11 protein-coding genes and 2 riboswitches are annotated in these 13267 nt (G+C 32.0%); of the genes, 1 reads left to right on the top strand and 10 read right to left on the bottom strand.

Annotated features, from left to right (window positions below):
- Positions 1-17: 17 nt before the first annotated feature.
- The 4 genes from guaB to groES all read right to left on the bottom strand — a co-directional run bounded on the left by guaB (position 18) and on the right by groES (position 4941).
- Entirely contained in the window at positions 18-1472 is a 1455-nt protein-coding gene (gene guaB, locus DP68_RS11670; protein ID WP_035309705.1) for an IMP dehydrogenase, read from the bottom strand.
- 168 nt (positions 1473-1640) lie between these two features.
- A riboswitch (purine riboswitch) is annotated at positions 1641-1738 on the bottom strand.
- A gap of 145 nt (positions 1739-1883) precedes the next feature.
- The gene (locus DP68_RS11665) at positions 1884-2627 is read right to left on the bottom strand and encodes an A24 family peptidase (protein WP_035309703.1); all 744 of its coding nucleotides are present in this window, start codon (positions 2625-2627) and stop codon (positions 1884-1886) included.
- Positions 2628-2733: 106 nt separating this feature from the next.
- Positions 2734-2818: riboswitch (cyclic di-GMP riboswitch) on the bottom strand.
- Positions 2819-2996: 178 nt separating this feature from the next.
- On the bottom strand, positions 2997-4616 hold the full coding sequence (gene groL / locus DP68_RS11660) for a chaperonin GroEL (protein ID WP_035309701.1): 1620 nt from the start codon (positions 4614-4616) through the stop codon (positions 2997-2999).
- A gap of 40 nt (positions 4617-4656) precedes the next feature.
- On the bottom strand, positions 4657-4941 hold the full coding sequence (groES, locus tag DP68_RS11655; protein ID WP_035309699.1) for a co-chaperone GroES: 285 nt from the start codon (positions 4939-4941) through the stop codon (positions 4657-4659).
- A gap of 330 nt (positions 4942-5271) precedes the next feature.
- Here groES and DP68_RS11650 point away from each other — a divergent pair, with 330 nt between their 5' ends.
- Complete coding sequence (locus DP68_RS11650; protein ID WP_035309697.1) at positions 5272-5916, top strand: TIGR01906 family membrane protein; 645 nt, start codon at positions 5272-5274, stop codon at positions 5914-5916.
- Between the two features lie 2 nt (positions 5917-5918).
- On the opposite strand, the gene DP68_RS11645 is transcribed toward DP68_RS11650, so the two are convergent.
- The 6 genes from DP68_RS11645 to DP68_RS11620 all read right to left on the bottom strand — a co-directional run bounded on the left by DP68_RS11645 (position 5919) and on the right by DP68_RS11620 (position 13154).
- Positions 5919-6650 (bottom strand): TVP38/TMEM64 family protein, encoded by a 732-nt coding sequence (locus tag DP68_RS11645; RefSeq protein ID WP_052085771.1) that lies wholly within the window; start codon positions 6648-6650, stop codon positions 5919-5921.
- 322 nt (positions 6651-6972) lie between these two features.
- Positions 6973-8460: a 4Fe-4S dicluster domain-containing protein gene (locus DP68_RS11640; protein ID WP_035309695.1), complete on the bottom strand. Its 1488-nt coding sequence runs from the start codon at positions 8458-8460 to the stop codon at positions 6973-6975.
- A 196-nt stretch (positions 8461-8656) separates the two neighbouring features.
- Positions 8657-9577 (bottom strand): DNA-3-methyladenine glycosylase, encoded by a 921-nt coding sequence (locus tag DP68_RS11635; protein ID WP_035309693.1) that lies wholly within the window; start codon positions 9575-9577, stop codon positions 8657-8659.
- A 158-nt stretch (positions 9578-9735) separates the two neighbouring features.
- The gene (gltA, locus tag DP68_RS11630) at positions 9736-11118 is read right to left on the bottom strand and encodes an NADPH-dependent glutamate synthase (RefSeq protein WP_035309691.1); all 1383 of its coding nucleotides are present in this window, start codon (positions 11116-11118) and stop codon (positions 9736-9738) included.
- Positions 11118-12008: a sulfide/dihydroorotate dehydrogenase-like FAD/NAD-binding protein gene (locus tag DP68_RS11625; protein WP_035309690.1), complete on the bottom strand. Its 891-nt coding sequence runs from the start codon at positions 12006-12008 to the stop codon at positions 11118-11120. Before DP68_RS11625 ends, gltA begins: the two co-directional genes overlap by 1 nt.
- A 297-nt stretch (positions 12009-12305) precedes the next feature.
- The gene (locus DP68_RS11620) at positions 12306-13154 is read right to left on the bottom strand and encodes a 3-hydroxybutyryl-CoA dehydrogenase (protein ID WP_035309689.1); all 849 of its coding nucleotides are present in this window, start codon (positions 13152-13154) and stop codon (positions 12306-12308) included.
- Positions 13155-13267 lie beyond the last annotated feature (113 nt).

Here is a 13267-nt window from a genome sequence, read left to right as displayed (position 1 = left end):
TTCTAATTTATCTTTAATTACTGTGATACACTGTAGTTTGGAGCCTCTTTTGTCATTACTATATCATGCGGATGACTTTCTCTAAGACCTGCTGATGTTTGAACTACAAATCTAGCTGTTTCATATAGGTCAACTAAAGTCTTAGAACCTAAATATCCCATACCTGAACGAATTCCACCAAGTAACTGGAATATTGTATCTGATACAAGTCCTTTATATGGTAATCTTCCTTCTACACCTTCTGGAACAAGCTTCTTATTATCTTCTTGGAAATATCTATCCTTACTTCCACAAGCCATAGCTGCAAGAGAGCCCATACCTCTATAAACTTTATAACTTCTTCCTTGATATATTTCAGTTTCTCCTGGAGATTCTTCGCATCCTGCAAACATAGATCCCATCATACAAACCTTAGCTCCAGCAGCTAGTGCCTTAACTATATCTCCTGAATACTTTAATCCACCATCTGCTATAACAGGTACTCCATATTTATTAGCTTCTTCAACACAATCCATTACAGCTGTAAGTTGTGGCACACCAACTCCTGCTACAACTCTTGTAGTACAGATAGATCCTGGCCCTATACCAACTTTTATACAGTCTGCACCAGCTTCTATAAGGTCCTTAGTTGCTTCTGCAGTAGCTACATTACCTGCAATAACTTGAAGCTCTGGATATACGCTCTTTATAGTTCTTACAGCTTCTATAACACCTTTTGAATGTCCATGAGCAGTATCTACAGTTATAACATCTACATGTGCATCAACTAATGCTTTAACTCTTTCCATCATATCCTTAGTTACACCTACAGCTGCACCACATAAAAGTCTGCCTTTACTGTCCTTTGCACTGTTAGGGAACTTTCTTACCTTTTCTATATCCTTTATAGTTATAAGTCCTTTTAAATTATTATCCTTATCAACTAATGGAAGTTTTTCTATTCTATGCTCTTTAAGTATTGCCTTAGCTTCTTCTATAGTTGTATTTTCTGGTGCTGTAATTAAATTTTCTTTTGTCATTACATCTGATATTTTCTTTGAATAATCTTGTTCAAATACTATATCTCTATTTGTTATAATTCCTACTAATTTTCCGCCCACTGTTACAGGAATACCAGATATTCTATACTTACTCATAAGTTCTAATGCATCTTGAAGAGTATTCTCTGGAGATAAGAAAAATGGATCAGTTATAACTCCGTTTTCTTGTCTTTTAACTCTGTCCACTTCCATAGCTTGTTGTTCAATTGTCATGTTTTTGTGTATTATACCAATACCACCTTCACGAGACATAGCTATTGCCATTTTGGATTCTGTAACAGTATCCATTCCTGCGCTCATAAGTGGTATATTTAAGCTAATAGTCTTAGTCAAATTTGTTTTAAGAGTAACACCATTAGGTAATATTTCTGATTTATTTGGAACTAAAAGTACATCGTCAAAAGTATATCCTTGTTTTAAAATGATTGCCATTTAATCCACTCTCCTTTATATTTTCTAATTTAATTTTATTACAGCTCATCGCATCTAAGGCTTTTAGAGTATTTACTTTTATTATTTTCCCTAAATGTTTAATTTATAGACAAAAAAACATGCTAATTTTACTTATTCTGTATAAGTGAAATTAGCATGTACAAATAATACACGTCTATTCTCACTCATAGTCAGGAATTTGCGGCTCCCGGTAGATACTCCCTGCCATATTCAGGGGATATATGAGTTATGTTTATATTTGATATGTTTCCTTCATTAATTTTAACTATTGACATTATTCTATTGAATTTTTCGTTATTTGTCAATTATTTTATTTCACATTATTAAATCTAAAAATACAATGTAAATGTTTAATAATATAACTTTCTATTAATCTCTGGTTACTCTATTTTATAATAAGTACCATGCTATAATATTTTGCCCCCAAAGTATGGTTATAATAGAAGCTAATACTATAAATGGTCCAAAGGGTATATAATCTTTTCTAGTTTTCCTCTTTAATGATATAAGAGCAAGTCCTATTAAGGAGCCAATAACAAAGGATAAAAATAGCATTAATAACGTTAGTTTAAATCCTAAAAACAATCCACATACAAAGCAGATTTCTGCATCACCCCAGCCCATGCCACCTTTAGTTATAAGTATTATTAACGCTAAGGTTCCTCCACCTATGATGCCTCCATATATGTAATTCATTACAGGTAGTCCCCTATAAGCATGAATAGCTAAAAAAGTTACCGCTACGATAAATCCTACCAAGGTAGTTTTAAAATAAATATTTGTAGTATCCAAATCAATCATTCCTATAACAATTAGGATACTTACCATTATAATATACTTTATGGCATCTATGGCAATACCATATTTTACATAAACTAACACATATAATATACCTGTTAAAAATTCAATTATTGGATATCTTTCAGATACTTTTTCTCTGCAATACCTACATCTTCCCTTTAACAAAATGTAACTTAAAATAGGAATCAAATCATAGGGCTTTAAATTGTTATTACAATTAGTGCAATGAGATGGTGGATATGCAATAGACTGATTTTTAGGCATTCTATAAATGCATACATTTAAAAAACTTCCAATTATAGTCCCAAAAATAAAAATAATTAAATAATCCATACTACTAAACCCTCTTATAAAATGATTTGCAAAAATACTGATTTTATTACAGACAACTAAAGCACTTTAATATGATAAATCCCTATACTTACAAAATAATCTTTCATAAGTATAGGGTCTGTTGCATCATTAACTCCATACACGCCTAGATGCCCAGATATAGCATGTACTTCAAAGCTTCCCTAAAGTTTATCTATAAACAAATTTTATCACCAAAAATCACTTGTTACAACATATTTCATATAACATCTAAGGTGAAGTTCTATAAGTATATACTGCATTTTTTATAACATCTTAAGATTTGTATAATGTAAAAATAAGCTTATAAAAAATAAAGCTGTGGATTTAATCCACAGCTTATATTTTATATTAATACATTCCATCCATTCCTGGTCCTGGCATTGGAGCAGGATTCTTTTCTGGCATATCAGCTACAGCAGCTTCTGTTGTTAAGAAAGTAGCTGCTACAGATGCAGCATTTTGAAGTGCTGATCTTGTAACCTTAGTTGGGTCGATTATTCCAGCTTCTATCATGTTTATATATTTATCATTTAAAGCATCATAACCCATTCCAACTTCAGAATTTTTAACTTTTTCTATTACTACAGAACCTTCAACTCCAGCGTTAGTAGCTATTTGTCTTACTGGTTCTTCAAGAGCTTTTCTTATAATGTCAATACCAACTTTGATGTCTACTACATCAGAAGTTAATTCCTGCATTTCTTTAAGAGCAGTTACATATGCAGTTCCACCACCTGGAACAATACCTTCTTCAACAGCGGCTTTAGTAGCTGCTAAAGCATCTTCTATTCTTAGCTTTCTTTCTTTTAATTCAGTTTCTGTTGCAGCACCAACTTTGATTACAGCTACTCCACCAGCAAGTTTTGCAAGTCTTTCCTGTAATTTTTCTCTATCAAAGTCAGATGAAGATTCATCTATCTGAACTTTTATCTGATGAACTCTATCATGTATAGCTTCTTTATTTCCTTTTCCGTTAACAATTGTAGTATTTTCTTTAGTAATCTTAACGGATTCAGCCATTCCAAGCATATCTAATGTAACGTCTTTTAAATCTCTTCCTAATTCTTCAGTGATAACTTCTCCACCAGTTAATACTGCTATATCTTGAAGCATATCTTTTCTTCTATCACCAAATCCAGGAGCTTTAACTGCTACACAAGTAAATGTTCCTCTTAATTTGTTAAGAACAAGTGTTGCTAATGCTTCTCCTTCTATATCTTCAGCTATTATTAATAACTTTCTTCCCTGTTGAACTATTTTTTCAAGTACTGGAAGTATATCCTGTATGCTAGTTATCTTCTTATCTGTTATTAATATATATGGCTCTTCAAGTACTGCTTCCATCTTTTCAGAATCAGTTACCATGTATGCACTTAAGTATCCTCTATCAAACTGCATTCCTTCAACAACATCTAATTCAGTTCCCATAGATTTTGATTCTTCAACAGTTATAACGCCTTCGTTTCCAACTCTCTCCATAGCATCTGCTATAAGCTTTCCTATTTCTTCATCAGCTGCTGAGTTTGCTGCAACACTTGCTATGTCTTCTTTTCCGTTTACCTGCTTTGAAATATTTTTAATTTCTTGTACAGCTTTTTCTACTGCCATTTGTATTCCACGTCTGATTAGCATTGGATTAGATCCTGCTGTAACGTTTCTTAATCCTTCTCTAATTATAGCTTGAGCAAGTAATGTAGCTGTTGTAGTACCATCTCCTGCTACGTCATTTGTCTTAGTTGCAACTTCTTTTACAAGCTGTGCCCCCATATTTTCATATGCATCTTCAAGTTCGATTTCTCTTGCTATAGTAACACCATCATTAGTTATAAGTGGTGATCCAAATTTTTTATCTAAAACAACGTTTCTTCCCTTTGGTCCTAAAGTAACCTTAACTGTATTTGCAAGCTTATCTACACCTGCCTGCATAGCTCTTCTAGCTTCTTCTCCAAATAATAAGCTCTTTGCCATATTACACTTACCTCCTAAATAGTTAATTTATATTTTCAAATTATTCTAAAACAGCTAATATATCATCCTGTTTTAATATTGTATATTCTATGCCATCAATTTTAACTTCATTTCCTGCATACTTAGAAAATAATATTTTATCTCCTACTTTTAATTCCATTACAACTTCTTTTCCATTAACCATTCCACCAGGTCCTACTGCTACTACCTCAGCTTCTTGTGGCTTTTCCTTAGCGGTTCCTGGTAAAACTATTCCGCTCTTTGTAGTTTCTTCTACTTCAATTCTTTTGATAACAACTCTGTCTCCAAGTGGTCTAATTCTCATTTTAAACCCTCCTTAAAATATTTATGTTTATAAGAATGAATCATCTCAAATAAATTGAGATGTATTAATTAATTTTTTATCATTAGCACTCACTATCAATGAGTGCTAATACAATTATTATAATAAAGAATAGCATATATAATATCAAATGTAAATGTTACCCTTATTTATTCTTTTTGTTAAATTATACCCCATTATTATAATTTATCTATATATTTTGGCATTTTACTTACTTTTTCTTTTATTTTCTAATACTATATTTAAATAAAACAGTTCAAACTATATAATATTATTACAACATAATTAATATTTCCAAGGGGTGACATTTTTATGAAAAATTTTCATATTTTCTTTAAATTTATTTTTATGTTTTCACTAGCACTATTTGCCATAACCCTGTCCGTAAAAATCACTGTGAACTTCAGACAATTATATTATTTTGATATAAACCATCTAGGTATAGAAAAATTTGTACATATGAGTGTGAGCGAAATCAAAACAAATTATGATTATCTTATAAACTTTTTATATTCTCCTTCTAATACACAGTTTAAACTGCCTTCCTTTAAGGCTTCCCCTGAAGGCATTATACACTTTTATGAAGTGAAGAAAATATTTTCTTTAGTTGATAAAATATTTTACATATCACTGTTTTTAAATTTAATTGCTGTATATCTATGCTATAAATATAAAGACTTTTCAATTTTTAAATATAGTTCTTGGCTTTTAGTTTCCTTACCTATATTTTTACTTACAGTATTTTCAATTAACTTTAACAAGGTTTTTAATACGTTTCATGCTATATTCTTCAATAATGATTACTGGATATTTGATATAGATAAAGACCCCGTTATAAATATACTTCCTGAAGCATTCTTTATGCACTGCGCTATACTCATAGCTGTGCTAATACTTATATTTTCAATAATCTACATAATATTCTATAAAAGTAACTATCGTGTGGAAAAGCCCTAGATTTAGGGCTTTTCTTTTTCTTCATTTTTTATCATGTTTTTTATTATTTTTTCTCCCTTTATTACACCTAGTATAAAAAGTACCGTTGCAACTACAGCTATCCCAATTAATATGAGCTTATTATCAGTACCTATTTTAGCTCCAAAATAGGCAGATAAAAATATTCCAGGAAATCTTCCTAAAGTGGAATATATAATAAAATTTTTCAGACTAATATCTGAAATTCCACATATATAAGCTAATGCATCTTTGGGAATACCGGGTACTAAATAAAGTAAAAATACTATGTAATTTACACTTCCAAGCTTTAGTACTTTTTTAAAAAAAGTCAAATGTCTTTTAGATATAATTCTTTCTACAAAAGGTTTACCATATATATTACATATTACAAATATTATAATGCTGCCTAAACAAATACCTACAAGTGAAATTATGCTGCCAGATATAGTTCCAAAAATATATCCACCTGCAACTTGAACAATCTCTCCAGGAATAAAGAATACTACTACCTGTAACATTTGAAGAAGGATAAACGCTAGTATACTATACTGTCCATAGGAATTAATAATATTTCTAACTTCATCTGGATCTTTTAATATGTAAAAATAATCATGAAAATACTTATACCCCACAAATAAAAACAATACAAATAAACCAATAAATATAATACCGCCTATATTTTCCTTTATATATTCAACTGCCTTTCTTAATATTCCATGCTCTCCATCATCCATATACTTCACCCTCTTTGGTTATAAATCTCTAATCCCTAATTTCTAATCGTCATCTATATCTAGAAAATTATCTTATTTTTATCTATTATATCAAAATTTGAAACTTCATTTAATTAGATATACTAAATATTGTTTTATACTAAAAGTAATTATATACATTTTCTTGTTAATCTATCTTACTAGTTAATAATTTAATAGAACTATATAACTTTTTACATTCTTGTAACTTTCATTATTATCTAGAAAATTCATATTAATCTAGAGATTAGTGACTAGAAAATGGGCATTAAAAAAAGAAGCTGCTCTCGCAACTTCTTTTTCACTATCTCTCCATATTAACTTCTTCATAACGCTTTAAATTTTCATTATCTATAACATGCTTTATTTGAGCCTCTTTACTAAACTTTGCAAGCTGTGGTCTAGACTTCATCATAGAAACCATAGTTGCTGGTCCACCTATACATCCGCCTTCGCACATCATCCCTTCAATAAAGTTTCCTTGTAATTTGCCAGCTTTGGCCATCATCATAGCTCTCTTTATATCAAATGGACCACTAACTTTAACAGGTTCAAAATCTATCTTAACTTCCTTTTTCTCTATATAGTTTTCAATAGCGGCTGTTAATCCTCCACCTTGAGCAAATCCTCTTCCAAAGGATGATGCATCATTGATATCTTCGTTTTCTAGTTTTTGAGGCTCTATATCATATGCTCCCATTAAGGCTGTAATTTCTTCAAAAGTCATAACATAATCCACTGAATCTTTAACACTCGGTCTCTTAATTTCACTTTTCTTAGCAGTACATGGTCCTACAAATACAACTAGTGCTTCTGGATCCATCTTCTTTATCATTCTTCCCGTAGCTACCATTGGGGATACTGTGCCTGACACCTTATCAATTTGATCTGGGAATTTCTTTTCAATGTAGTTTAAGAAACCTGGACAACAGGAGTTAGTCATATACTTATCTCCCTTTTCCATTCTTTCTACAAACTCATTACCTTCATGTACAACAACTGCATCAGCACCACAAGCTGCCTCTATCATATCTACAAATCCCATTTTCTTAAAGGCTGCTTTTATTTGTCCAACCTTTACTTTATTACCAAATTGTCCTGTAATTGCTGGTGCAACCACTGCATATACCTTTTTCTTGTTCATTAACGAACGAGTTACATCTACTATATAACTCTTATCAGATATAGCTCCAAATGGACACGCACCCATACAAGCGCCACAATTTACACAATCCTTTTTATCTATTGTTGCTCTATTGTTATCTAAATTCATTTGTAGAGCTCCTGTAGGACACGCTCTCTTACAAGGTCTCATTACCTCTGCTACCGCTCCATAAGGGCAAGCTTGTTTACATAATCCACACTCTTTACATGTTTCATGATTTATATAAGCTCTTCCCCCTGCTCTAGTAATAGAACCTGCTGGGCATACTTCCATACAATTATGCTGTATGCATCCTCTACATGCTTCTGTTACAATAAATCTATTTATAGGACACTTGTCACAAGCCGCATCAATTACATATACTATTTGATCATTATTTTCTACATGTACAAATTTTTCAGCTTCTTGACCATTTGGAAGACATCCTATAGCAAGTTTTGCTCTTTCATAAACTATTGCTCTTTCTCTATATACACAGCATCTGTATTCTGCTGTATCACCTTCTATTATAGTAAATGGAACCTTTTCCAATTCCTCTTTATTCACTCTATCTTCCAAAGTCATCTTAGCTACTTCTCTAAGCACTAAATACTTTAATTTTTTTAATTGAGTTTCAAATTCCATAATTCTAGATCCTCCTAATTTTCACAAAAGTAATTTAATTGTGTAAATAAATTACTAAAATCGTTGCTACAGTTTTATAACTGTTGATTTTTCTTGATATTTATATTATAACAGAAACTCAAAAAAAATTAATACATATTTGCGATTTTTTTAACAATTTTTTTACCTTTATTGTCACCCTTTGATATGTACACTTAATTTATCCAATTATGTTATTTTCTCTAGCATAATAAAACAAATATTGTTGAGCAAAACCAGAAAGTTTTCCAAACTTTTCACGTCCGAATTCTCTTATTTTCTTTAAGGATACATCCGGAGCTACATAGAAATGCTGCATAGCTCTTTTCACCCATACGTCTACTGGAAATGCAGAATATTTTCCCATAGAAAACAACATTATACAATCCGCCACCTTAGGGCCTATTCCCATAAAATTTTGAAGTTCCTTATGACACTCATCATCATTTTTGCTTATTATTAAATTTATATCAAAGCTTTCATTATAAGTTTCACTTGATGAATTTAAATTGCTATATATTTTTTCAACTGTATCTCTTATATATTTAGCTCTAAAACCCGTTCCTAGACTTTCTAACTCCTCTTCTGTAGCTGCATGTAATTTCTCTACAGTTGGGAAGGTATAATAGACCTTTTTCTTATAATAAAGAGGTTCCCCAAAACTTTTACTTATCTTTTCTATAGCTCTTTTTATCATTGGTATTCTATTATTTGCAGATATAATAAAGGAAATAATAAGTTCAAAAGGCTCCTGCTTTAAAAGTCTTATTCCATGACCAAACTCCACTGCTTTTTTTAAAAGCTCATCTTCACTTAATATACTTTTCACCTCTGCATAATCTCTAGTTAAATCAAAATATTCCATCCAAATATTTTTAAACTCTTCTTCTGTGGCATTGTAAATTAAGACATCATTATTTCTTTTTTCTACTTCTATCACACGTCCAAATGCTACTCCAACATACCTGCCATTCTCTTGTTTATTCCACCTAAAACACTGCCCACATTCAAAAATATGTGGTAGTTCAAAGTTTAAGACCTCCTTTACAACTACCACATTTATATCATCCTCTATATAATTTTCTATATAATTAAAATCCATCTTTTATCTCTCCTTTTAGAAATATTACGGCATTTTATTATTTCTCTATAACACAGTTTTCATTCATACCTAAAACAAAGGTGCCAGATGCTAGGGTTACAAGAAACCTTGTATGCCAAAATTTCTACATTTCCTAACTACTAGCACCTAACATCTAATTACTTGCTTAAGAATTCATCAATAGCTTTTGCTGCTTTTTTACCTGCACCCATTGCAAGTATTACTGTAGCTGCACCTGTTACAGCATCTCCACCAGCAAATATTCCCTTTTTAGTAGTTTCACCCGTTTCATCTTCTGCAATGATACATCCCCATTTATTTGTATCTAACCCCTTAGTTGTTGAGGTTATAAGAGGATTTGGAGAAGTTCCAAGAGCCATTATGACTGTATCTAATTCTATTTCATACTCTGAATCCTTTATTTCTACAGGTCTTCTTCTTCCAGACTCATCAGGGGCACCAAGTTCCATCTTAATGCACTTCATACCCTTTACCCACCCATTTTCATCACTAAGTATTTCTATTGGGTTTGTAAGTAAATCAAATATTATTCCTTCTTCCTTAGCATGGTGAATTTCTTCTCTTCTTGCTGGAAGTTCTTCTTCTGATCTTCTATAAACTATATGAACTTCTGCTCCAAGTCTTCTTGCAGTTCTAGCAGCATCCATAGCTACGTTACCACCACCAACTACAGCAAGCTTTGTTCCTACCTTTACAGGAGTATCATAATCATTTCTAAATGCCTTCATAAGGTTATTTCTAGTTAAAAACTCATTAGCAGAAAATACTCCATTAAGGTTTTCTCCAGGTATTCCCATGAACTTAGGGAGTCCTGCTCCTGATCCTACAAATACAGCACCAAAACCTTCTTCTTCCATAAGTTCCTCTATGGTAACAGTTCTACCTACTATAACATCTGTTTCAATTTTCACGCCTAATTTCTTTACATTTTCTATTTCATGCTTTACAACAGTTTCTTTCGGAAGCCTAAATTCAGGTATTCCATATACTAAAACCCCACCTGCTTCATGTAAAGCTTCAAATATAGTAACATCATAACCCATTTTAGCTAGGTCTCCTGCACAAGTAAGACCAGCTGGTCCGCTTCCTATAACTGCAACCTTTTTATTCTTTTTATCACTCTTTACAGTTAAGTCTAGGTTATTTTCTCTTGACCAGTCTCCAATAAATCTTTCAAGCTTACCAATCGCTACTGGTTCACCCTTAATTCCAAGTATACATTTACCTTCACATTGGCTTTCCTGCGGGCATACTCTTCCACATACTGCTGGAAGCGAACTATCTCTATTTATCACCCTTGCCGCTTCCTCGAAGTTACCTTCTTTCAAGCGCTGTATAAATTCAGGTATATTTATAGCTACAGGACATTTAGGAACGCACATTGGATTTTTACAATTCAAACATCTTTCTGCTTCCTTTATAGCTTCTTCTTCAGTATAACCTAAAGATACTTCTTTGAAATTTTTAACTCTTTCCTCTGGGTTCTGTTCTTTAGATAAAGTTCTTTTGAATTTATCCATTATTCCTCACCGTCCAATCCTACAAAGCATTTATGACCTTCTGCTTTTTCCTGGTCTTCAAGTATTTTTTTACCTTCCTCCATCTTATACATACCTTGTCTTCTCATAGCTTCCTCAAAGTCAACTTCATGTCCATCAAATTCTGGACCTTCTACGCAGGCAAATCGTGTTTTTCCAGCTACTGTAACTCTACAAGCTCCACACATACCTGTACCATCTACCATTAAAGTATTTAAACTTACTATAGTTTTTAAACCATACTCTTTAGTAAGTTTTGTAACAAATTTCATCATTATCATAGGTCCTATAGCCACAACTAAGTCGTATTCCTTCTTTTCTTCGTCAATCAACTTTTTAAGAAGATCTGTAACTAATCCTTTAAACCCATAAGAACCATCATCAGTGGCCACATACATGTTTCCAGCTACTTCTTTCATCTCTTCTTCAAGTATTAAAGTTCCTCTTGATTTAGTTCCAACTATTACATCTGCCTTCACACCTACAGAATTTAACCACTTAACCTGTGGGTATACCGGAGCAGCCCCAACACCACCTGCTATAAATATTATTTTCTTTTTCCTTAGCTCTTCTAAGTCTTCGTCGACTAATTCAGAAGGCTGTCCAAGTGGTCCTACAAAATCCATAAAATGTTCTCCCACTTCTAATGCTGCCATCCTCTTTGTTGAACTTCCAACTACCTGGAATACTATTGTTACAGATTTTTTATCTTTATCATAGTCACAAATAGTTAAAGGAATTCTTTCCCCTCTCTCATCCATTCTTACTATTACAAATTGTCCTGGCTTTGCTGATTTTGCAACTCTTGGTGCTTCTATATCCATAAGATAAATATTTGGTGCTAAAAGTCTTTTATTTAAAATTTTATACATTGTTTTCCCTCCCTCAATTAATCTCCATTTACACAATTATAAAACTATGTACTCCTCACAAATTAGCACATTTTAGCTAAATAAAGTGTTTCTTTTCTTATAGACTATTATATATAAATAATAGTCTAATAATCAACTAAAAAAGCAAGATAATTTAAGATATTCTTAAATTTAAAAAATGAAATTAATAACATCAAAATTGACAATATTAAAACTAATATAAAGATTTATACCACTAAATTTAGGCAATAAAAAAACTAGAGCCTTATTAAAGACTCTAGCTTTATATATTTAAAATTATTTTGCGTAGTTGTGGAATCCTCTTCCTGATTTTCTTCCAAGCCATCCAGCTCTTACATATTTTCTAAGTAAGGAGTGAGCTCTGTATTTTGTATCTCCTGTTTCTGTATATAATACATCCATTATAGCAAGACATATATCAAGTCCTACTAAGTCTCCTAATGCAAGAGGTCCCATTGGATGGTTAGCTCCAAGCATCATAGCCTTATCTATATCTTCAGCTGATGCTATTCCTTCAGCGTAAATTCCAACTGCTTCATTGATCATTGGAATTAATATTCTATTTACAACAAATCCTGGAGCTTCAGCAACTTCTACTGGATCCTTACCAATTGCTACAGATACTTCTTTAACAGCATCAAAAGTTTCCTGTGATGTAGCCATTCCTCTGATTATTTCTACAAGCTTCATAACTGGAGCTGGATTAAAGAAGTGCATTCCTATAACCTTGTCTGGTCTTGCTGTAGCTGTAGCTACTTCAGTTATAGATAAAGATGAAGTATTTGAAGCAAGAATAGTTTCTGGCTTACAAATCTTATCTAATTCAGCAAATATTTCTCTTTTTATTTTCATGTTTTCTACTGCTGCTTCTATAATCAAATCACAATCAGCTGCCATGTTTAGGTCAACTGTTCCAGTTAATCTTGCAAGTATAGCATCCATATCTTCCTGAGCCATTTTTCCCTTAGCAACTAACTTAGAAAGACCTTTGTTTATTCCGTTAAGTCCTCTTTCTACGAACTCATCCTTTATATCTCTTAATATTACTTCGTAACCTTTTACTGCAAAAGCTTGAGCAATACCTGCTCCCATAGTTCCTGCACCAAGAACACAAATCTTTTTCATATTATATATCCTCCCAAACAAATATATTTTATAGTTTAACAAAACATATGAAAATATACATGTTTGCACTAGTAAAAGTGCAAACATGTATTTAAATGCTAGTTTTTAGCTTC

Source organism: Clostridium sp. HMP27 (assembly GCF_000765165.1).
In the GTDB taxonomy this organism is placed as follows: Bacteria; Bacillota; Clostridia; order Clostridiales; family Clostridiaceae; genus Clostridium_AK.
The sequence above is the reverse complement of the archived record's forward strand: the minus strand, read 5'-3'. Positions and strand labels throughout refer to the sequence as shown.